23 protein-coding genes are annotated in these 21,295 nt (G+C 68.6%); 11 read left to right on the top strand and 12 right to left on the bottom strand.

Annotated elements, in window-relative coordinates:
- Window positions 1-5: 5 nt before the first annotated feature.
- The 8 genes from ACIQMJ_RS06965 to ACIQMJ_RS06930 all read right to left on the bottom strand — a co-directional run bounded on the left by ACIQMJ_RS06965 (window position 6) and on the right by ACIQMJ_RS06930 (window position 4,413).
- Window positions 6-767 (bottom strand): hypothetical protein, encoded by a 762-nt coding sequence (locus ACIQMJ_RS06965; RefSeq protein WP_499760008.1) that lies wholly within the window; start codon window positions 765-767, stop codon window positions 6-8.
- Window positions 742-1,017, bottom strand: a complete 276-nt coding sequence (locus ACIQMJ_RS06960; RefSeq protein WP_499760266.1) for a transcriptional regulator — start codon at window positions 1,015-1,017, stop codon at window positions 742-744. Before ACIQMJ_RS06960 ends, ACIQMJ_RS06965 begins: the two co-directional genes overlap by 26 nt.
- A gap of 5 nt (window positions 1,018-1,022) precedes the next feature.
- Window positions 1,023-1,490 carry a hypothetical protein gene (locus ACIQMJ_RS06955; RefSeq protein WP_499760007.1) on the bottom strand — a complete coding sequence of 156 codons (468 nt, stop codon included), beginning with the start codon at window positions 1,488-1,490 and terminating at the stop codon, window positions 1,023-1,025.
- Window positions 1,491-1,522: 32 nt separating this feature from the next.
- Window positions 1,523-2,905 carry an FtsK/SpoIIIE domain-containing protein gene (locus ACIQMJ_RS06950; RefSeq protein ID WP_499760265.1) on the bottom strand — a complete coding sequence of 461 codons (1,383 nt, stop codon included), beginning with the start codon at window positions 2,903-2,905 and terminating at the stop codon, window positions 1,523-1,525.
- A gap of 81 nt (window positions 2,906-2,986) precedes the next feature.
- On the bottom strand, window positions 2,987-3,208 hold the full coding sequence (locus ACIQMJ_RS06945; RefSeq protein WP_499760006.1) for a hypothetical protein: 222 nt from the start codon (window positions 3,206-3,208) through the stop codon (window positions 2,987-2,989).
- Window positions 3,208-3,468 carry a hypothetical protein gene (locus tag ACIQMJ_RS06940; RefSeq protein WP_499760005.1) on the bottom strand — a complete coding sequence of 87 codons (261 nt, stop codon included), beginning with the start codon at window positions 3,466-3,468 and terminating at the stop codon, window positions 3,208-3,210. The genes ACIQMJ_RS06945 and ACIQMJ_RS06940 overlap by 1 nt, the downstream gene beginning before the upstream one ends.
- Window positions 3,443-3,832 carry a hypothetical protein gene (locus ACIQMJ_RS06935; RefSeq protein WP_499760004.1) on the bottom strand — a complete coding sequence of 130 codons (390 nt, stop codon included), beginning with the start codon at window positions 3,830-3,832 and terminating at the stop codon, window positions 3,443-3,445. Before ACIQMJ_RS06935 ends, ACIQMJ_RS06940 begins: the two co-directional genes overlap by 26 nt.
- Window positions 3,833-4,020: 188 nt before the next feature.
- Window positions 4,021-4,413 carry a hypothetical protein gene (locus tag ACIQMJ_RS06930; protein WP_499760003.1) on the bottom strand — a complete coding sequence of 131 codons (393 nt, stop codon included), beginning with the start codon at window positions 4,411-4,413 and terminating at the stop codon, window positions 4,021-4,023.
- Between the two features lie 136 nt (window positions 4,414-4,549).
- Between ACIQMJ_RS06930 and ACIQMJ_RS06925 the strand changes: the two genes are divergently transcribed.
- Entirely contained in the window at window positions 4,550-4,948 is a 399-nt protein-coding gene (locus ACIQMJ_RS06925) for a GntR family transcriptional regulator (RefSeq protein ID WP_499760002.1), read from the top strand.
- A 126-nt stretch (window positions 4,949-5,074) separates the two neighbouring features.
- Here ACIQMJ_RS06925 and ACIQMJ_RS06920 read toward each other — a convergent pair whose 3' ends face one another.
- Window positions 5,075-5,416 (bottom strand): hypothetical protein, encoded by a 342-nt coding sequence (locus ACIQMJ_RS06920; RefSeq protein ID WP_499760001.1) that lies wholly within the window; start codon window positions 5,414-5,416, stop codon window positions 5,075-5,077.
- Window positions 5,413-5,739, bottom strand: coding sequence for a hypothetical protein (locus tag ACIQMJ_RS06915; protein ID WP_499760000.1), 327 nt, complete (start codon window positions 5,737-5,739; stop codon window positions 5,413-5,415). The genes ACIQMJ_RS06920 and ACIQMJ_RS06915 overlap by 4 nt, the downstream gene beginning before the upstream one ends.
- 176 nt (window positions 5,740-5,915) lie before the next feature.
- Between ACIQMJ_RS06915 and ACIQMJ_RS06910 the strand changes: the two genes are divergently transcribed.
- Window positions 5,916-7,364, top strand: a complete 1,449-nt coding sequence (locus tag ACIQMJ_RS06910) for a hypothetical protein (RefSeq protein WP_499759999.1) — start codon at window positions 5,916-5,918, stop codon at window positions 7,362-7,364.
- Between the two features lie 11 nt (window positions 7,365-7,375).
- On the opposite strand, the gene ACIQMJ_RS06905 is transcribed toward ACIQMJ_RS06910, so the two are convergent.
- Both ACIQMJ_RS06905 and ACIQMJ_RS06900 read right to left on the bottom strand, forming a co-directional pair.
- The gene (locus ACIQMJ_RS06905) at window positions 7,376-8,023 is read right to left on the bottom strand and encodes an HAD family hydrolase (RefSeq protein WP_499759998.1); all 648 of its coding nucleotides are present in this window, start codon (window positions 8,021-8,023) and stop codon (window positions 7,376-7,378) included.
- Window positions 8,024-9,497: 1,474 nt separating this feature from the next.
- Window positions 9,498-10,940, bottom strand: coding sequence for a hypothetical protein (locus ACIQMJ_RS06900; protein ID WP_499759997.1), 1,443 nt, complete (start codon window positions 10,938-10,940; stop codon window positions 9,498-9,500).
- A gap of 1,002 nt (window positions 10,941-11,942) precedes the next feature.
- Between ACIQMJ_RS06900 and ACIQMJ_RS06895 the strand changes: the two genes are divergently transcribed.
- The 9 genes from ACIQMJ_RS06895 to phoU all read left to right on the top strand — a co-directional run bounded on the left by ACIQMJ_RS06895 (window position 11,943) and on the right by phoU (window position 21,292).
- Window positions 11,943-12,200 (top strand): DUF7669 domain-containing protein, encoded by a 258-nt coding sequence (locus ACIQMJ_RS06895; RefSeq protein WP_499759996.1) that lies wholly within the window; start codon window positions 11,943-11,945, stop codon window positions 12,198-12,200.
- A 397-nt stretch (window positions 12,201-12,597) separates the two neighbouring features.
- Window positions 12,598-13,068 (top strand): superoxide dismutase, encoded by a 471-nt coding sequence (locus ACIQMJ_RS06890; RefSeq protein WP_499759995.1) that lies wholly within the window; start codon window positions 12,598-12,600, stop codon window positions 13,066-13,068.
- Between the two features lie 35 nt (window positions 13,069-13,103).
- A complete protein-coding gene (locus ACIQMJ_RS06885; protein ID WP_499759994.1) occupies window positions 13,104-13,589 on the top strand; it encodes a GNAT family N-acetyltransferase in 486 nt (161 codons plus the stop codon).
- A gap of 49 nt (window positions 13,590-13,638) precedes the next feature.
- On the top strand, window positions 13,639-14,271 hold the full coding sequence (locus tag ACIQMJ_RS06880; RefSeq protein ID WP_499759993.1) for a DUF4937 domain-containing protein: 633 nt from the start codon (window positions 13,639-13,641) through the stop codon (window positions 14,269-14,271).
- 43 nt (window positions 14,272-14,314) lie between these two features.
- A complete protein-coding gene (dusB, locus tag ACIQMJ_RS06875) occupies window positions 14,315-15,463 on the top strand; it encodes a tRNA dihydrouridine synthase DusB (RefSeq protein ID WP_499759992.1) in 1,149 nt (382 codons plus the stop codon).
- A complete protein-coding gene (locus ACIQMJ_RS06870; RefSeq protein WP_499759991.1) occupies window positions 15,456-15,914 on the top strand; it encodes a hypothetical protein in 459 nt (152 codons plus the stop codon). Before dusB ends, ACIQMJ_RS06870 begins: the two co-directional genes overlap by 8 nt.
- Before the next feature lie 180 nt (window positions 15,915-16,094).
- Complete coding sequence (locus ACIQMJ_RS06865; RefSeq protein ID WP_499759990.1) at window positions 16,095-16,958, top strand: GGDEF domain-containing protein; 864 nt, start codon at window positions 16,095-16,097, stop codon at window positions 16,956-16,958.
- 210 nt (window positions 16,959-17,168) lie between these two features.
- Window positions 17,169-20,540 (top strand): LCP family protein, encoded by a 3,372-nt coding sequence (locus tag ACIQMJ_RS06860; protein WP_499759989.1) that lies wholly within the window; start codon window positions 17,169-17,171, stop codon window positions 20,538-20,540.
- A gap of 80 nt (window positions 20,541-20,620) precedes the next feature.
- Window positions 20,621-21,292, top strand: a complete 672-nt coding sequence (phoU, locus tag ACIQMJ_RS06855; RefSeq protein ID WP_499759988.1) for a phosphate signaling complex protein PhoU — start codon at window positions 20,621-20,623, stop codon at window positions 21,290-21,292.
- Window positions 21,293-21,295 lie beyond the last annotated feature (3 nt).

Here is a 21,295-nt window from a genome sequence, read left to right as displayed (position 1 = left end):
TGTGGTCAGGCGGCGTTGAGCTGGTCGGCGAGCTGGGCCGCGAACGCGTCGGGGACGTTCACCGCGGACTGCACATCGGCCGGAGTGATCGCGCGGCCCTGTTGGCGGACTTCGGCGGCTTTGTTGCCGAGGACGGCTTGCAGGTGGGCTGGGAGCTTGAGCGCCGTACGAGGCGCACTGAGAGTCGTGGTGGTCGGCATCGGTGCCGCAGTGGCCACCACGCGGTCACGGGCGGCGTTGCAGCGGTGCTGGATGACCGGCATGACTTCGGCGATGAGGAACACGACCAGCGGCACGACGACGTGGAGGAAGACCACGCCGTACTCGACCTGGCCGGACGGCGGGCGCAGCGAGGACCACACGTTGGTGACCAGCGTTGCGCCGAGCAGGAGCCGCTTGAGCCAGACGACCGGCGCGGCGTCGACGGCCAGGCCGTGAGACAGCATTTCGGCCTCCCAGCGCAGCAACGTGACGAGGATGCCCGCCAAGGCCGGCTCGACCAGCCACGCGCCCCACCACAGCACGGCAACTGGCGTCAGGTGCCCAGCTAGGAACTCGTGAACGCCGGTCGTGGTGAAGCCCAGGCCCAAGGCAAGGAAGAACCACATGGAGCGGGTGACCGAGACGCGGAAACGCTCCAGGCGGACGGCGTGCAACAGCGGGTCCGTGGTCAGGCCGTGCAGTTGGTGGGACTCGGCGAGACGGGCGCGCAGCTTCCGCACGGTGCGCGTCTCGCCCTGGTCATCGGTCCTGCGCTTGCGGAACAAGGTTCACCCCCTCAGAGCTCCGCCGCTGGTCAGGCACGATGTCGAACAGGTCGTGGAACTGCATCGGAGCGAGCGCCAACAGCGCTCCGGCGATGAATGCGGGTCCGGGCTGCAACTCGCCGGCCAGCACACGGGCGACCGTCGAGCGGTTGACGTCCATTGCCCTGGCGAGCGCGTAGACCGACCGGTAGCCGGCAAGTCGAGCGGCCTTGGTGAACACGTCGCGCCGGAGCTTGATCGTGTGCGGCATGTCGGTCACGCAGCCGTCGAACTGGCCGCGCGGTGACGAGCTGCCACCGCGCGGCCGAGGTGGACCAGGCGGGCGACCTCTTCGAAGGTCACCTGCTCGACCACGAGCGGGACCAGCCGGAACGGACCGAGGGTCACCGTGGACTGCCCAGCCGACGTGGCACCGAGGTCGGCGACGGCCGCCGAAGCGGTCAGGCCGAACACCAGGCCCGCGCTGTTCCGGGCAGTCGCCGCCACGGTCAACGTGTGGTCAGGCCCGAGCGTCCACGTGAGCGTCACGCCGTCCAGGCGTGAGACCCACAGCAGCAGCGCCGCCAAGCGGTCAGGTGCGGACCCGGAGGTGAACCCGACGTGCACCGAGCGGGACACCGTCGAGATGAGCAACCAATCCGGTCGAGGCAGGCCCGTGGACCGCATGAGCGATCGCAGGGTGCGGATGATCCGGTCGAGCGATCGAGGGCTGTTCGAGGGCATGGCAAAGCTCCGTAGGTCAGTAGGTGATGAGGTCAGGCGACGACGCGGAGGCTCGAACCGGAGTCGGCCGGACCGGCCTTGACGAAGGCGACCAGCTCGTCAATGTCGTGGTCGCTGGTGTAGGCCGCGCGCACGCGGCGAGGAGTGCGGGAACGCGGGTCGACGCGATAGCCGATACCGGCGCTGGACGGGTCGGCCGGGATCTCGTCGGCGATCGCCCCGCGCTCACGGGCACCGTCGCCGAGGACCATGTCGGGGTGCCGCTCGGAGGTCACCCGCAGGCACACCCGGTGCGGCAGCAGGTCGCGGATCGGGAGCACGTCCTTGGACGGTTCCTGCACGTACACGTCGAGCACGTCGTTGGTCGCACGGCCCATCGAGGAGATGACGGCGCAGGCATTGGTGATCTCGTGCGCGTACTCGGAGTTGTAGGACATCAGGAAGCCGACCTCATCGAGGATCAGCCAGTCCACCGGGTGCTCACGCGACACCGGAACCGAACGCTTCCCCTTGCGCTGCAACCGCTTCTGTTTGCGCTGCATGTTGTCCACGAACCGCTCGATCAACTCGGCGCAGTCCTCCGGGTTGTCCGCGTACCGGCCATCGAGGATCGGCTTGAGCGCCACGAACTCGAACAACTTCGGGTCACACACCCACGGCCGCACCAGACCGTCCCGGATCATCGGCGCGACCGCCCGCAGCTTGGCCATGACCACCGAGTTCTTGCCCGCACCGGTCGCACCCGCCGTCAGATGGTGGGTGCCGGTCAGCGGCTCACGCCACTCCCCGCCCAACTCAGTCTCCCCCAGACACAGCGACCGCAGGTCGACCGCACCGGACGACTCCGGCATGACAGGAGCGGGAATGACCTGGTTGAACGGCTCATCACGCTGGATGATCAGCACGACCTCACCGGGCTTGCCCTGCTCCACCGCGACCCGCTCGGCCTTGAGCGTCGCTGCCAGCTCCGGTAGCACCGCCGCGAACGCCCGCAACGCCTGACCGGGCACCAGGCGCACCCGCACCACGTCGATCGACGGCGACCAGGACCGCACCCGCAGCACACGCGGCACCAACACTTCCCCGGTCCGGTAGTGCACCGTGGTCAACCCGCACGAGCCCATCAGGTTCACCCAACGACGACCGGTGTAGGCACCGGCCCAACGACGCCGCCACGCCCGCAGCACCGGCGCGGCCCACGTGTCGAAGGTGTCCGGATGCGCCCGATACCAAGCCGCAGTGCCCACCGCCAGGCCGCCGAGCACGCCGCCGGTCACCTCAGCCCCGAACTCGACTGCCGAGGCTCCGAGCGCGCCAGGACCAACCACCGCGCCGGGATGGCGGACGAACCACCGCGCAGTGCGGAACTCCCACCCAACTGAACGACGGGACGCGCCCGTAGTCGTCTGCGCCATACTTCGTTCCCTTCTGTCAGACACGGCAACGGCCGACCACCGGGAAGCAGCGATCGGCCGTTGCCGTGGCGTGGAGATGCGCTACTTGCGCGGACTGCCCCGTCGACGCCGACGAGCGGATGCCGGTTCGAGCTGCGAACGCGAGTACGACAACGAGGTCCGCAGCACCGCGACCGACCGCACGAACGTGGTGTGCCGGCTCTTGAACCCTTCCCGCCGATACGGGACATCCCGCATGGCCAGCCGCAGTTGCCGCATGGACTTGTCCAGGCACTCCAAAGCCGTGGTCAATTCCTGTGCCATCAGACCTTCCACTCCCGAGTCTTCAACTCGGTCTCATAGCGGGCCGCTTGGTCTTTGAGGTTCGTCAGACTTTGCTGAACCGTGGCGAGCAACTTCTTCAACTCATCAGGCGGTGTGACCCGCCATGAACCCGGCGGAGAAGGGTTCTCCCGCATCTTGGCGATCAGCTTGTCCAACGGACCGAACTGCTCCGTCACGAAGTCGATCGCGTTGACGAGGTTCGCGTACCGCTGCTCAGCTCGCTTGTTTTGTCCTGCCATCCGCACCTCCCTCCGCGTACGCCGTCAACTCGCGCCACGCTTCCGCCACCTCGAACCCCAACTCGGTCGGGAGCAGCAGGTTCACGGGAGCGCACACGGCTCCCGTCCGCAAGATCACCGGCTCAGGCACCGGGAAGATCAACGCGAGGTTGCCCAATCGATGAACAGCCGCCGTTTCCCACGCTGCCGACCGCCGCATGCCACGCGACCCGACGGCGCGGAACACCCGCCGAGAGCGCACGGTCAGCACGTAGCCGTCACCTTGCGAACAGATCCGGTCGAGCGCAGTCATCGCTTCCTTCAACTCCGCTCCTTCCGGAGGGTCCACTTCCACCTTGACCGGGTAATCACTGACTTCGAGCACAACCCACCTCCGATATCGGGGACCACGGCGAACCCGGAACCGACGGAGTCGACTCCGGGATCACCGAAATCCCCGGCGCTCATCGAGCAAGCGCCGAATTCAGGCATGGCTCTACCCACTGTGGAATTGACAAAGATCAGGCAGCCCCGAGCAGGAGCTTGGAAACGTTCAGAGCACGGGTGTGACGATCAGGCCGCGCTGCGCACCGGTCGCGCCACCGGCTTCAGACCGGCCGCCTTGAACCACAGACCGGCTGAGGCGATCTTGCGCGGGTCGACGCGGTCTGGGATCTCGTAGGTGTTCACCACCGCGTTGATCAGCTCCACGTACATGCCCTCTTCGAACCCCTCACCGGGGTCACCGGGCAGGTTGACGCGGATCTCCTCGCCCTTGCCCGCCTTCCGGCCGTCCACCGGCAACGGCTTGGCGAACAACGTCACCACGTACTGCACCTCACCCGAGGTGCGGTCGACCACCGGCGTCACCGTGCCGTCCTCGGCCTCCCGCATCTTCGCGGCGGGAGCCTCCGTGATCATCAGTCGGTAGCCGTTCAACATGACCGGCAAGTCCTGAAGCGCCATCTCGCGCTACCTCCACTTCCCAGGACGACCCTTCATCGCCCTGTCGCTACAACCAACATAGCTAGTAGAGCTATAAGAGACACTAGGCCGATCGAGTGACTTCCAGCAGTGCTAGCTCTATCGCTACAGTCTGTCCATGCGCCCCGACGCAACCGACCGCAGACCTGCGTACCAGCAGATCGCAGACGACCTGCGCCACTACATCGCGTCCGACGAGGTCGAGGTCGGCGACAAGCTCCCGTCCCTGACCGAGCTTCAGACCAAGTACGGCCGCGCCGTGATGACGTTGCAGAAGGCGCTGGACCAGCTCCGCAACGAAGGACTGGTCATCTCCCGCCAGGGCGAGGGCACCATCGTGGTGAAGAAGCCCGAAGCCCATGCGGGGGACGACGTGCCCTCACCGCATGAGCTTCGGCAGATGTTCGACCGCATCAACTCGGTCCTGGACGACCTCAGCCGGCGCGTCGCCGCTGTCGAGGCTGAGGTTTTCGGGCCCACGCCAGACGAGCCTCAACCCGACTCAACCGATCGCTGAGTTCTTCCAGGCGCACCAGCAGCTCGGAGGCTTGGGCGTGGAGATTCCGCCAGTCCTCCGCCGTCCACTCGTCCTCTTCAGACACCACGCCCCCTTGCCGTTCCCGCCGAACCCGAACCTCGACCGCTACACCGAGCAGGCGGCCACCTCCGCCGTCTCCGACTCCAGGCGTTCGCCGACCTCGGGCAGCCAAACCAACCGCGCCGTCAACTGGTTGCGAGGGCTGCTGAACAGGTGCAGCGCGTTCTCCGGCTTGCCCAGACTCAGGCGGGAGTGGTCGTGAACCGAAAAGACCTCCGCTCGGTCCTCAAAGGCGAAGCCCCACCCGGCAACCCAACCGTCCAGGCGCTCACCGAACTCCTGCACCACCGCGAACACCCGCGGCGTGGACGTCAGCACCATCGTCTCCAACAGAGCCGCGAACTCCGCCTCGTCGCACAACGGCTTCAAGCCGTCGACCTCGCTCACCGGTCGCCTTCCTTCTCGTCACTGGCGGGAACCGTCAGCGCACTCACCTCGTCGGGCGTCGCGCTCACCAAGGCGCTCAAGTGCTCGAAGTCCAGCGGAGCGAGCTTGGTCAGCGCTTCGCAGCGGTCGGCGAACTGCGTGGCCGACTCGGCCAGCTCACGCGCGAAGCTGATCGCGAGCTGCGCCCCACCCTCACGTCCGGCGATCTGCACCGTCAGCCGCGCGTCACCGGACGAGATCACCAGTGACGGATGCCCCTGCGCCCGTTCCACCAACGCCGACTCGGCGTCCTCCTCCGGCTGGAGGAGCAAATACATCCCCATCGGTTCGACCTCCGTGTACACCTGGGACTTGCTCGACCAGATTCACGCGGACGCAACGCCGATCCCATACCAATGACTGATCGGATATCGCCGTCACCACTAACCGCAGGTCAGCCGGGTAATCGCCGAGTTACACTCCGAAGTAGCCACAGCTCGACCAGGGGGTGAACGACCACGTGACCACGTCCAAACGACGCTGCCGCACGTGCGACACCCTGCTGGCCAAGGACAACCGGGGCGAACACTGTGGCCGCTGCACCGCAGCCTCTACACTCCACGCCCCGACGCTGCCGCCGGAGTTCTGGGCCAAGCCGACCCTCCGCGAGGCGTTCGATTCCCGCAACATTGGCCAGGTCTTCCGCGCCTACCGCCAGGCTCAGAACCCGCCCGTCCCCCAAGCCACCCTCGCCGCCTGGCTCGACCTCACCCAAGGCCGCGTCAGCGAAGTCGAACGCTCCCGCCGCCCGGTCACCGACCTCGAACGCCTCGAACGCTGGTGCGACGCCCTCCACGTCCCCCGCCACCTCCGCTGGTTCGACGGCACCGCGCGCGAAGTCCACGACGTCCGCACCCTCTACGCCAGCCGCACCGTCGACCCGAGCCCGGCCTACTCGCCCCACCAGTCATGGGCACCGGTCGACCAGCCATCACCCCAGCCGCCTCAAGAGCTGGACATCGTGCAGGTGGGCATCCCACGCCTACGCCGCGCGCTCGACATCCTCGACCTACCCGACGACGGCCCGACCCGAAGCCTCCCCGAGCTGGCTGCCGACGTCGCCCGCATGAACAACCACCGCCTCGAAGCGCGCTACGGCGAACTCGTCCGCCACCTACCTGCCCTGATCGGCGAACTGGCCCGAGCCCGCCAACTCCTCGACCCAGCAGACCGCCGACACGTCGCATCCCTGCTGACCCTGGCCCTACGCGCCGCCGACGACGTGGCCTACAAATACCGCTACTTCGACCTGTCGGCCCGCCTCATCGACCTCATGCGCGCGACAGCGAACGAGGCCGACAATCCCCTCCTACCCGCCGCAGTGGCCTACGTGCGCACCGAGATCTTCTTCGCCAGCGGCGACCTCCACACCGCCGCCCGCGCCCTCGACCACGCCGCGGACCAACTCCCCACCCGCGACCTGAAACACGCGCCCACCGCAGCCGCATTCGGCGCACTCCACATGCGAGCCGCAGTCGTCGCCGCCCGAGCAGGCAAAGCCGACATCGCCGCCGACCACCTACTGACCGCCCGCTACGCCGCCCACGCCGCACCCGAAGGCATCTACCACGGCACCGCCTTCGGCCCAGCGTCTCTGCGCATCCACGAGCTGGCCGTCGCCGCCGAGCTACGCGACGCCGCAGGCATCCAACGGGCGTCCACCTGGCACCCGCCCGCCGAGCTGCCCGCCGAGCGCCGCTCGCACTACTACATCGACCTGGCCCGAGCCCAACTCGACCTCGGCCGCCACGAAGACGCCTACCTGTGCCTGCAAGCCGCCCGCCAAGCCGCACCCGAACATGTGCGCGCCCACCCACAGGTCCGCCAAGCCCTATCGGTCCTGCTGCGCACCCACCCGTCACTCAGCTCCGGCCTACTCGACCTGGCCGCCTGGGCCGGTGCCCGCTGAGCGGCTACGCCTCAGCCGTTCGCCAGCAGCTCCGGCAGGTCGTGCAGTGAGTCGATGACCCAATCGGCATCGCGACGCACCAACGGATCATTCGCCCACAGGTACCCCCAAGGCCCACGCCGGATCAACGCGGTACGCAACCCAGCCGCCTTCGCCGCCACAACATCGTTGTCACGGTGATCACCGACGTAGAGCACATCACCCGCCACTGCGGCAGACGTCATCTCCATCACCCGCTCAAAGAACTCCGCCGCAGGCTTGGCCACACCCCACTCACCAGACGTCGCCAACCCATCTACTGGCAACCTCAACCCACGCAACAACTCAGCCGCCCGAGCAGTCTGGTTCCCCGCAACCCCAACCCAGACCCCCAGCTCCCTCAACCGCGTCAACCCCTCGCGCACATCCGGGTACAGATCGCCCTCCTCGATGCGCTCCCCAAACCCAGCCTCCTCCCGCAACCGCCGCTCACGGGCCACATCAAACCCAGGCCGGAAGTACTGGAACGTCTCCGCGTTGTCCCGCCCCGCCGCCGTCACCGCACCAAGCACCGTCGAGAACGTGTGCCGAGACACCCCGACCCAGTCCGCCCAAGCACCCCACTCCCGCGAGTCATCCAACAACGTCTCACCCACGTCAAACACCACCGCCGCGACCATGCCCTACTCCTACGCCATCACCGCCCACCACGCGACACTGACACCAACCCCAGCGTGTCCCGACACGGCCTGACCACGGTGTTCAGAGTTTCTTTTCTTCATCAAGGCGGCCCCTGCGGGGCCGCTGGCGGGCCGCACTGCACCACTCCCGCCGCGAGATCTCTTCCCGGCCCTCTCCAAGCCGCCCCGGCAGCGGGCGTGCGGCCTGGCGGCCGGTCCCGCGCCGGGGCGGCGGGCCCGGGACCGCGCGACGGGCGAGGAGCAGCCCGCCAGCGACCCCACAGCGCCCGCAAACCAAGAACATGTCCTCGCCGGACGGGCAGGCCAGCAGGATGACCAGGAGCCGTCGACAACTCACGAACCAGCGGGGACCGGGTTTCGTGTCATCCCGCCGACCTCCCCGAGGGCAACCACACGTGTCAAGGGGGCAGACCCAGCCCAACAGTCCAGAATGGACGGAAGGTGCCCCCTTGACACGCGCGGTTGGGACGAGCCAGGTCGGCGGGATGACACGAAGCCCCTCACTTGCAAGATCACAAACCGTGATGGCGTGCCAAAATGTTCGCGTAAGACCCGTATCCATGAGCGCGCATGTAGGCGATCAGGTGCTCGATCGGAGGCCAGTTGCTCCTGTAGGGGTTCTGACAAGGCCCTGTGTAAAGACCACCACCAGGGCCCGTGTAGAGACCCCCACCGGGCCCTGTAGAGAGGCCGCCTCCGGTCCCGGTGTAGAGGCCACCGCCCGTACCGGTGTAGAGGCCACCGCCGGTTCCCGTATAAAGACCCCCGCCCGTTCCGGTGTACATCCCACCGCCCGTACCGGTGTACAAACCGCCCCCGGTGCCGGTGTATGCCCCTCCTCCAGGCCCCGTGTAGAGACCACCACCAGGACCGGTGTAGAGACCGCCGCCAGGACCGGTGTAGCGGTCGCGAGGCCATGTGTTCCGCGTCATCAGAACACAGTACGGTCGAACACCGACAAAGTTATCTGACCGCCTTAGTCAGCTACGACCAGGTAGCGACCACCCGTGCTGTCCACGTGCCGTTAGCCCTGGTAAGCAGCGGTCAACACCGGCCGCTCAGGGCGTCGCCGCACCGCAGGTCAGCGCCTCTACCAGGGTGGCAAGATCGGGTTCCCAAGCTGTAGAGGTGGGTTCGATCCCGTCACCCACTTGAACTCTCCGGACTCGAACCCGGAAGGCCCTGCCTGACCGGGGTTTCGTGAGGCATCGGTCGCGACCGAATAGCGGGATGTGGCTGGTGCCGTTCCGGAGTGGCACGACGTGCAGGTGCATCCACCCGGACGCCGCTTCCGGCTGTGACCCGGCCACTCTGATGGGCGTTGCTCGGCTACATGGCGATCACTTCGGGGGACAACACCAGTGACAGTGACAAACTCGGCGGCGTGAACACCGCCCAGGATGGCCACCGTCGAGTACTGCGACATTGCGGATCGTTCAATCCTCCGGTATGGCTAGCGTTCGATGAGGTTGTACTGTGTCGCATATACGCGCATTTTCTTCATGATGTACGTGGCAATCTTATTGGGACTGCAGTTCCTTCCACTTAGGTGGTGGAACTCCAGATGTAGCCGCCTATCTGCGGATACAATGGCGTCTACAATGGCGTCACCTCCGAGTGGCACTTCATATTGGACCTCTTTTGAGTCGAATTTATCGTCAATCTCGCCGACGAAGTTCAGGATCGCATTATTGATATCGCGATGATGCCTGCTGGACAGTTCCTGCACAGCGTCATATGCTTTCAGGGTTTTTTCTGATGTCCTTCCTTTGTTTCGATTCAGCACTTCAGGCACGGGCTTTCCTGCAAGGAACCGTGCGAGATCGGTACTTAGGTACGCATTCTTCCCTCTATTTCTACTTGCAGGGAAGTCGAGTCCGTCGAAAGCCTTCTTAAGTGCCGATCCCGGTTCTGATTCCAAACTACAGGCATGCGCGACGACGGAAGGTGTAAGCGCTACCAGTTTAACTTGGAGCAGCGAACATACCCAAGCCAGGTTGCTGCGCTGTTTGGCTCCTCGTTCGCGCCAAAATTTGCCAACTTCCTGGAAGCGCGCCGAGCCAATCACTTCATCGGTTCGCACCCGATATGTTTGCGGGTTTCGAAGTCGTGCGACGTCTCCCACAACTTGCGAATGCGAGGAAACGACAAAAACAACCTCCGGCAGACCTGTTACGTTATCTACTCCATCCTCCTGGTCGATGCGAACCTGGTTGATCGCGGTAAAGAATTCACCCAGGGTCGTGTGTGACTTGGTCATCTCGCCTGCGCTAGATTCGTTCACGCCGAACTCATCCCAATTCGATCCTAGTTGGTCGAGGATGAGTCCAACCGCTTCAACCCATTGTGACCGATCTGGGCCATCAATAGCACACACGGCATGGTTCGGGCAGAAACTAAGACTTCCGAAACTGCGCGCCGTCTTGACCAGTCGATCACGCCATGCTTCGTCCGTAGTCGGCCAAACGAAGAGTAGATCAGGGCGACCGCGGACCAGGTTATTTAGCGCCGCCATGACGTCCCGTAGCCCTTGGTCATCATCGGTGCTTTCACGGCCGTCGATAAGTACGAGTGTCGTGCGGTCTTGGGGTTGTTGTGGAAGGTTGACCGATAGCCAGTCGGTAATGTTACGCAGTGGCAACGAGAATTGAGGGGGCACGGCCACCACCGGAAGAAAGGTATCTTTCAGTAGAATTGATGCTGCGTACGCTGCCGTCGTCTTTCCCTGGCCAGGCGGACTGCATATTACTGAAAGCGATCCAGCACCCTGAGCTCGATTGAATCGCTCCATCTTCGCGAACTTCTTCAAGTCGCTGTCCACTCGAATTATGAGCGGCGAGAACTGTAGTGCATTGTCCCGAAGGATCGATTCAAATTTCGTGGGAAGAATCTTCATTAAGGGCCTCCTTGGCTTCGATCGCAAGCGCCGACCTGGCTGTCTGCCCCCTCCCTACCGCTGGGCAGATGCTTGGTGGGGGTCACGTGAGGACTCTACCTTGATACCTCATCCAGATCGCGCCGCCGGGCCATGGGGCATTGGGTTTTTGAGTGCTGTGCCCGCTGGGAACACCGGCACCATCCGTCGCTGTCCCCACCCGTCCGGACTGCGGCGGAGAGCGCGGTCAAAGTTGAACGGGTTCCCAAGCCGTCGAGGTGTTGAGGGTTCAATGCTGGCTGGTACAGGTAGATCACATCCGCTCAAGGGCACTTGCTGTACAGCGGTGAAGTGCAGCACCCGAGTACAGTCACAAGCGACCCTGATCGACTGGTATGGGCCTTCCGACGACGGCAAAGTCCCAGGTTGGCCGCCTTGCCTGTAGTTCGGGACGAAGAGGTCTGTGGGCGTGGCTTTGGTGATGGTCAGTCGTTGCGTTACGGAGTGGAGACGAAACCTGCCGATCGATCGAGGATGAAAGGCTTGCCGGGGAGGCTGGGTGACCAGCCGTGGGCGAGGGCGGTGCGGATGCCGTTGGCGAGGTCGGCAGCCTGACCCCAGCGGGAGGTGCGTTGATCCAGTTGTCCGGGTGCGACTGGTTGGTCTTCACGACCAAGATGGCTCCTGCGGTGTCGCCTGTTCGACTGCGTAGCTCAACGGCGTCCAGGCGAGTTCCCTGGGAGTACGACGGCTTCTTGTGTCGGATGCGCCACCGGTAAACCGTGCCGTCGACGACGATCCGCCGAGCGCCCTTCCGTACCAGAGCCATGCCCGCCCTACGTTAGTTATCCGAGCGCGGAACATACACGGAACGGCCGTGCTATTGACACTGCTATTTGCAACGTAAGCGCAGTTCAGGGGCTTGTCGGGCTTGTGGTCTTAGCTCTGCACGATGGCACTTCGTCCAGGTGGATACGACAGCTTGGTCTCAGTCGACTGGGCAGAACGGCGTAGCCTCAGGCTGTGGCCGAGACGTCCTGCCGAGACGAGGTGTTGGACGCTGCGCGTCGACTTGCAGCGGCGAGCGCGGATGGAACGTTTACGCCGGACGATGTTGTTCGGCTACTTCGCCGCTCCGGCAGCCGGTACGCGGAGGGCACCATCCGGACTCACGTTGTGTCTCGGATGTGTGCAAACGCGCCTGCGCACCATGCAACGCGCTACGCCGACCTCGTGCGAGATGAGCGCGGCCGGTATCGCCTCAACGACCCTCGGCCGTAAGACCTGGGCCCTGGGCTCCGATAGGTCAAGTGCAGCCAACGGCCCCTGTCGACGCGACCGCGAACGACCGACATGAAGGGTCTGGCACCGCCAGCCCGGCCATCCCACTCCGCAGAATCAAGCCCTTACTTACCCCTCAAGAACGACAGCAGACGATCGCATGCGACCGTCCACACTGGTCGTTCACACTCGGGAAGAGTGCAGCTAGGGACAGCCATCGCAAGGCGACAGCAGCCACCAACAGTCGAAGATCCACAAACTTCGGGTTCAGGGTTCGAGTCCCTGGCGGCCCACCAAACTCGATGGCGCGCATCCCCCCATCGCCGGCCGGTCCGAATTCCACCGGAACGGGTGATCGCGGTGGCGGGTGGGGGTGGGCGGGGATAAGCAGGGAGCCATGCACTTCGCTGTGGCACTCGCCCTCACGGCCTCGTTCACCATCGTGTCCGGGGACCTCACCTCCTACGACCCGCGCGTGCCCGCCGGTGCGCGGGCCGACGTGGTGGCCGCGCCCGTGGACGGCGGCACGGTCGTGCTGTTGCGCACCAGTGGCCTGCTGCCCGACCGGGACTACGGCGCGCACGCGCACGTGAACCCCTGCGGGCCGGCGGCGGCCGATTCCGGGCCGCACTACCAGCACGTCCAGGGCGGGGCGACGGATCCCGCGTTCGCCAACCCGGACAACGAGATCTGGCTCGACTTCACCACGGACTCGACCGGTCGGGGTGAGGCGCGGACGCGGGTCGAGTGGCAGTTCGGGGAGCGGCGGCCCCGGTCGATCGTGCTGCACGAGGAGCACACGCACACCGAGCCGGGGCACGCGGGCACGGCGGGTGCGCGGGTCGGCTGCATCACCGTCCCGTTCTGACCGGAACTGTCGTACCCCGCCGGCACCCTGCTGCCATGACCCCGCACGTCGACCTGCGACCGTGGTCCGAGGGCGACCTCGGGTTGCTGCGGCGGCTGAACGCGCCGGAGCTGACCGCCCACCTCGGTGGCCCGGAGCCCGACGACCGGGTGGCCGACCGGCACCGGCGCTACCTCGTGCTCGGCGACGGTCGGATGTTCCGGGTCGAGGTCGACGGGGTCCCCGCGGGCAGCATCGGGTACTGGGGCCGGACGTGGCGCGACGAGGAGGTCTGGGAGGTCGGGTGGAGCGTGCTGCCGGAGTTCCAGGGGCGCGGGGTGGCGTCGGCGGCGGCACGGGCGACGGTGGCGGCGGCACGGGCCGAGGGCGGGCGGCGGTCGGTGCACGCGTTCCCGTCGGTGGACCACCCGGCGTCCAACGCGGTGTGCCGCAAGGCGGGCTTCACGCTGCTCGGCGAAGCCGACTTCGAGTACCCGCCGGGCCACTGGATGCGCTGCCACGACTGGGCGTTGGAGCTGTGACCCGAAGGGGTTGACCTCCAGCGCGCACGAGGTCGCACGATCATCCCCGATGAACGGGGGTGTGCCGGTGCTCGCCAAGTGGATCACCTGTGACGTGCCGCCGCGGGCGCGTGACGCCTTCGGCGCGACCCAAGCGCGTTGGGCGGACATCGCGGACCAGCCGGGGCTGATCGGCCAGGTCGGCGGGTGGGACCCGCGGACCGGGCGCGCCCACGTGCTCGCGCTGTGGGCGGACGCCGACAGCCACCGGCGGTTCCTGCGCGACCGGCACGACTCGGTGGCCGGCACGAGCAGCTCCGGGCGGATCGAGGTCGCGCTCGGCGAGATCACCCTCGTCCTGCCCGGCACGGCCGCGACCGTCGTCGACGCGATCGAGGGCGCGGTGCTGCGCGTCGCGGACTGCCGGCTGGTCGAGGGTGCGCGGGAGCACTTCGAGGACGTGCAGCGCCACGTGTGGGCGCCGGCCATGGCGGACGCGGGCGTGCTCGGCGGTGTCGTCGCCCGCCTCGCCCCGGACCGCGTGCTCGTGGCCACGTTCTGGCCGGACGCGTCGACCCACCGCCGGTACGCCGGCCAGGTGCCCGGACTGCGTGCCCGCGCCGCCGCGGAGGCCGACATCGCCGCGATGACCGGGCACGTCCTGGAGCCGGAGCCGGTGTGGCTGGTGCGGGCCGTTCGGTGATGTGGCGCCCACCACTACCGGGGCTGGGCGACAATGGAGGGCGATGTCCACCGCCCTGCACGCCACCAAGCCCCTGACGATCGGCCGGTACCCGGTCGATCCCGCCGTCGTGCTCGCCCCCATGGCGGGCATCACGAACGTGGCCTTCCGGCAGCTGTGCCGCGAGTTCGGCAGCCCGACCTCGCTCTACGTCTGCGAGATGATCACGGCCCGCGCGATCGTCGAGCGCGACGCCAAGACGATGCAGATGATCACCTTCGGCGAGGGCGAGAGCCCCCGCTCGATGCAGCTCTACGGCGTCGACCCGAAGTCGATGTCCGAAGCCGCGAAGATCATCGTCGACGAGGACCGGGCCGACCACATCGACATGAACTTCGGCTGCCCGGTGCCCAAGGTGACGCGCAAGGGCGGCGGCGCGGCGCTGCCGTACAAGCGGCAGCTGTTCCGGCAGATCGTGCGCGCCGCGGTGCGGGCCGCCGAACCCGCCGGGGTGCCGGTGACGGTCAAGTTCCGCATCGGCATCGACGACGACCACCTCACCTACCTGGACGCGGGCCGCATCGCCGAGGACGAGGGCGCGAAGGCCGTCGCCCTGCACGCGCGCACCGCCGCCCAGCGCTACTCCGGCCAGGCCGACTGGTCCGCCATCGCCCGCCTGAAGGAGGCCGTGACCGGCATCCCCGTGCTCGGCAACGGCGACATCTTCAGCGCCCGCGACGCCCTGGACATGGTCGCCAGGACCGGGTGCGACGGCGTGGTCGTCGGGCGCGGCTGCCTGGGCAGGCCCTGGCTGTTCGGCGAGCTCCAGGCCGCGTTCCGGGGCGAGCCCGTCCCGGAGGGGCCGCGGCTGGGCCAGGTCGGGGAGATCCTGCGCCGCCACGGCGCGCTCCTCGCCGACTTCCTCGGCGAGGACAAGGGTCTGCGCGACCTGCGCAAGCACGTGTCCTGGTACTTGAAGGGCTTCCCGGTGGGCGCCGAGCTGCGGCGCGCGCTGGCGATGGTCTCCACGCTCGCCGAGCTGGACGACCTGGTCGGCCGGCTCGACCCGGACCTGCCGTTCCCCGACAACGCCGACGAGCCGCGCGGCCGGCAGGGCTCGCCCGGCAAGGTCGTGCTGCCCGACGGCTGGCTGGACGACCCGGAGGACGCCACCGTCCCGGTGGGCGCGGACGAGCTGCACTCGGGTGGCTGACGTGCTCGCGCGCGCCGCGACCGCGCTGGCGTGCGCCCTCGTGCTGGCCGGGTGCGGCTCGGCGATCACCGGCGCGGCCCGGCCCCTGCGGGTCACCGACGTGGAGCGCGAGCTGGTGTCGGGCTACTTCGCCGACCTCAACGAGGCGGGCGGGCAGGGCACGTCCGAGCAGCGCGACCTGCTCGAGGAGGCCCAGCACCCCGACTTCCGCGACGACGACTGCGAGCTGCCCGCGGGCACCATCAGGGTGCAGCCGACCCTGTCGACGCTGCGCCTGGACCCGGCGTGGACGCCGCCCGGCGAGGACGAGCACCCGCGCGGCGTGGTGCTGGTCGTCGCGGTGACGCTGACCGTCGTGCAGGAGGGCTCGGAGGTCGGCAGCCAGATCGGGTCGCAGCACGTCGTCCTGCTCAACGGCAAGGCGTACGGCTTCGCCCCGTGCGTCAATTGAGGTGACGCCGAGCCCGGTGACCACGCTCGGCGAGCTTTCCGGCAATTCGATCACCGAATGTCACTAGTTCGGAGCAGTGCACGGTCAACCAGTCGAGGGAAATCCCTCTATGACGCGTCCCGGCCGCTCAAGCGTCGCCTCGTATCAGACGACACCTTGGCAAGTAGGGAGGTGAGCGCGATGACCGCACTGCGACCTGAAGTGGCCGAGTCCGACCGCGACGGCCAGCCCGGAGGAGGCATGCCCGCGTCCGAGCACGAGGGCACCGGCCTGGTGCAACTGCACGAGTCGATCGCCGCGCTGCTCGCCTCCAGAGGCCAGTGGCGCCAGGCTTACCAGCACCTGCGGTCCGCGTTCGACCTGGTCTACGCCGACCAGGACGACCCGCCGCAGGTGCCCGAGCAGCTGCGCCGGGAGGTCGACCGGCTGCGCCGCGAGCACGCCGAGGCGCGCGAGCAGAGCCTGCGCGACAGCCTCACCGACAGCTACAACCGCCGGTACCTGGACGAGCGACTGCTGGACATGGTCGCCGAGCGCGGGTCCACCACGTCGGGGCTGGCCATCGCGTTGATCGACCTGGACTGGTTCAAACAGGTGAATGACACTTTCGGTCACCTGCTGGGTGACCGGGTGTTGCAGCGCGTGGTCGAGCTGTTGCAGGAGGAGTTGCCGGAGGGCGCGTTCTGCGCCCGCTACGGCGGGGAGGAGTTCGTCCTCGTGCTGCCCGGTGTGGAGCCCGCGCCGGCGGTGGAGATCGCCGAAGCGGCCCGGTTGCGTGTCGAGCGTCACGCCTGGGCTTCGCTCGCGCCGGGTTTGCGAGTGACCGTCAGCATCGGCCTGGCGTACGAGCCGCCCGCGCCGGGGTCGGCGACGCGTCCGCCGGTCGCCCCGGAGCAGCAGCTCCTGCGCGCGGACAGCCTGCTCTACACGGCCAAGCAGTCAGGACGCAACGCCGTGGCCTACCGGGAGAACGGTCGCGTGCGCCTCGCGGGTGCCGCTTCCGGGCGACGAGGTATAGCCGAATCGCGGGTCGTCGGTTACTGACACCGACCAGCAACTCACCCTTTCGGTCGTAGCCTGCTGCGCGCAACCGAGTACTGCCGACCCCTGTATCACCGGGAGTGGTCGTCAGGACTGGCGGTCATCCGTAGTATCGCCAAGGCAAGTGACACGCCGTTGGTGCAACCACTGTGTCCTTGCCGTCGTCAACTCGTGATGACGACCGACTAATGACCGACGCTGAAGGGAGACCGGGTGCCCGACGAGCCCCGCCGTGGCGGCCCCGGACCCGGAGGTGACCAGGCTCCGCAGGACGACCAGCCGACCGGCCGTCGCCGCAGGTCGCTGGACGCCGGCGGGCTGAGCGTGTCCGACCTGCTGGAGCAGCACAGCCGCACGAACATCCCCCGCCCGGTCCCACCCGGTCCTTCGGACACCGGCCGCCGCGCCGCGCCCGAGCCCGAACCGCCCCGCAGACCCGCGCCGCCCCAGAACGGCAGGCAGGCCCCCGAGGGCACCGGCCGCCGCGCCGCCCCGGAACCACCGCGCAGGCAGGCCCCGCCGCCGGCCGCACCCCCCTCGAACGACTTCTTCTCGCCCACTGGCGAGGGCACCGGCACCAGGACTCCGCGTCCCCTGCCGGAGGACACCGGGGCCCGCCGCCGTCCCGACGAGCCGGGCCCGGCCCGCCCCGGACGCACCGCGCCGCCGAACGGCTACCCCGGACGCCCGGACGACCTCGCGCCGCGGCCGGGCGAGCCGAGCAGGCGCATCCCGGCCAACGGCCGCCCCCGACCCGACGGCGCGGACGTCCCGCGCGCCCCGCAGGACCCGGCCGCGCCGCGCCGGCTCGCCGAGGGCACCGGCCAGCGCCCGCACCCCGCTCGACGGCATCCCGAAGGTGGCGCGTCCGACCCGTCGCGGCGCGTGCCCGACGGCAGCGGACCACGCCGCCGCCCCGAAGACCTCACGCCGGACGCGCCCGGCCGCGTGGCCGAGAGCCGCGTGGCCGAGAGCACCGGGCAACGCCGTCGTCCCGACGACCTGGCGCCCGACCCGTCGCGGCGCGTCCCGGACGGCAGCGGACCGCGTCCACGACCCGAGACCGCGCCCCGCCGCCCGGCGGAGGGTCCGCAGGCCCTCGCCCCGGACGCGTCCCGGCGCATGCCCGACGGCAGCGGCCCGCGCCGCCGGCCGGACGACCTCGCGCCGCCCGGACGCCGGGTCGCCGAGGGCGCGCCGGCCGACGGCATCGGGCGGCGGCTCGCGGACGGGCCGCGCCCCGGTGATAACACCGGCCGACGTCCCCACCCCGGCCCGCCGGCCACCGGCAGCGGCCCGCACGACCTGACCGGCGCGCCCGGGACCGGCCGCCGGCCGCGGCCCGAGGCACCCGCCGACCCCCGCCGCCCGGCTCCCGGCCTGCCCGGCGAGGACCCGGTCGGCCGCCGTCCCGACGGCAGTGGCCCGCGCCGGCTCGCCGACGGCCCGCCGACACCTCCGATCCCGCCGGTCGACGGCCCCCGTCGCCTCGCGGACGGCCCGCCGGTACCGCCGGTGGACGGCCCTCGCCGCCTGGCGGACGGCCCACCCGCACCTCCCGTCGACGCTCCCCGCCGCCTCGCCGACGGCCCGCCGGTACCCCCGGTGGACGGCCCTCGCCGCCTGGCGGACGGCCCACCCGCACCTCCCGTCGACGGCCCCCGCCGCCTCGCCGACGGCCCGCCGGTACCCCCCGTGGACGGCAGCGGCCCCCGGCCCGTCGGTGACGTGGCCGGGCGCAGGTTCGCCGAGGACGACGCCGCGCCCGACCAGGCGCCCGTCATCGCCGACCGCCTCAACGCCGGCGCGAGCCCGGAGCCGCGCGAGGCCATCGACCCGGCCAGCCTCACCACGGAGATGGAGGTCATCAGCGACGACGTCAAGAAGCGTCGCGAGGTCGACCACACCCTGGCCCGCTTCTCCGCCGTCCACGACGAGCTGGCCGAGCAGGAACGCCTGCGCAAGGAACGCCGCCAGAAGCTCATGCCGTGGAAGGCCGACCACGACGAGGACGCCACCGAGTACGCCTCGCCGGTCGACGCCCCCGACGACGACGGCCCGCGCCGCCGCGGCCGCACCGCCAAGCACAGCAAGATCGTGCGCACGGTCAAGGTCGTGTCGCTGGCCGCCGCCGTGCTGGTGTTCGTGTCCACCGGCCTCGGCTGGGGCGCGATGTTCTACATCGACAGCAAGTTCACCGAGATCGACGCGCTGAACACCAACTCCGCCGCGGTGCACGAGGCGGAGAAGCAGCTCGGCGACGAGAACTTCCTCATCGTCGGCTCGGACACCCGCGCGGGCGCCAAGCCGCAGGACGGCGTCGGCGACGCCAACGTCGAGCAGGGCGCGCGCTCGGACGTGCTGATGCTCGCGCACATCCCCGCCGACCGTAAGCGCATGGTCGTCGTCTCCGTGCCGCGCGACCTGCTCATCAAGCGCCCGCAGTGCGAGCGGTGGGACCCCACCACCGGCCAGTACACCGGCGAGCAGGTCGACGCCGAAGAGGACGTGAAGGCCAACGACCCGTACGCGATCGGCGGGCCGAAGTGCGTCAGCAAGTTCATGACCGAGCTGACCGGCCTGGAGATCAACCACTTCATCAGCGTCGACTTCAACGGCTTCAAGGGCATGGTCGACGCCATCGGCACCGTCCCGGTGTGCGTGCCGAAGCCGATGCAGGACGACGAGCTCGGCGTGATCTTCGACCAGGCGGGCCGGTTCGAGATCAACGGCACCAAGGCGCTGGACTACGTGCGCGCCCGCAAGGTCGCGGGCGAGGACAAGACCGACTACGACCGCGTCAACCGGCAGCAGCAGTTCCTGTCGTCCTTGCTGCGCAAGGCTTTGTCGTCGGAGATCCTGCTGAACCCGGGCAAGCTCAACGCGTTCCTCAACGCGTTCGCCGCCTCGACCGTCGGCCAGAACATCGGCGTGAACGACATGCTGACGCTGGCGCAGTCGTTGCGCAGCCTCGAAGCGGGCCGGGTCACCTTCATCACCATCCCGCACGAGACGTCCGAGGGCGAGACGCTGTCCAACGACGACAACCTGGAGCTGTTGAAGGAAGCGGAGACCAAGGCGCTGTTCCAGGCGATCATCGACGGCACCCCGCTGCCCGAGGAGACGCCGGACACCACCACCCCGGCGGACCCGAACCAGGCGCAGCAGACGCAGACCTCCACGCCGCCGCCCGGCCCCAAGCAGGGCGCGATCATCGACCACAAGGGCATCAAGATCCAGGTGCGCAACGGCGACCCGGACAACGGTGGCGCGGCCCGCCGGGCCACGGACGCGTTGCGGGAGCTCGGCTACGACGTCGTGATCCCCGGTGACGCGCCGGCCGCCGAGAAGACCGTGATCCTGTACGGCATCGGCGCGGAGGACGCGGCGGCGACGTTGCAGTCCTCGGTTCCCGGCGCGACGCTGCAGTTCCAGGCGAACATGGGCGGCGCGGTGCAGCTGCTGATCGGCCCCGGCTGGGACGAGGAGATCCGCGCGCCGCAGGCGCCGGGCAGCGAGCCGGGCAAGGCGACGCCGCCGGAGGACCTGACCGTGGTCAACGCCGGGAAGGACCCCTGCGCCTAGGCGGAGTGGACTTCTCGGGTTCATCCCCGGTTCACCGGGGCGGGTCGCTACCGCGATGACCTGGCCGTAGGCTGACGCCCATGCGTGAGGCATACCACGACCAGCTCGGACAGCTCGCCGACCAGCTCGCCGACATGTGCGGCATGGCCGGTGACGCGATGGAGCGCGCGACCGCTTCCCTGCTCGAGGCAGACCTGGCCCTGGCCGAGCAGGTGATCGGTGACGACGCCAAGATCGACGACGTGCGCGCCGCCATCGAGGAGCAGTCCTACGCGCTGCTGGCGCTGCAGGCCCCGGTCGCGACCGACCTGCGCATCGTGCTCGCGGTGATCCACGCGGCCGAGAGCGTGGAGCGGATGGGCGACCTGGCGCTGCACGTGGCCAAGGCCGCCCGCCGCAGGCACCCCAACCCGGTGCTGCCGGACACGGTCCGGCCGTACTTCGCCGAGATGGGCCGCATCGCGGTCGAGCTGGCGCGCGAGGCGACCGACATCATCCGCACGCAGGACGTGCAGCGGGCCCGGTCGCTGGAGGACGCCGACGACGCGATGGACGACCTGCACCGGCACCTGTTCACCGTGATCATGGACAAGGACTGGGCGCACGGCGTGCCGTCCGCGGTGGACACCACGCTGCTGGGCCGGTTCTACGAGCGGTTCGCCGACCACGCCGTGTCGGTCGCCAAGCGCACCGTGTTCGTCGTCACCGGCCGGATGCCCGGCTACCACGCCGAAACCGCGGACGAGTCCTGAGGA

Origin of the sequence: Actinosynnema sp. NPDC091369, from assembly GCF_044757065.1 — a bacterium.
GTDB lineage: Bacteria > Actinomycetota > Actinomycetes > Mycobacteriales > Pseudonocardiaceae > Actinosynnema.
This window is presented reverse-complemented; position numbering and strand designations above follow the sequence as displayed.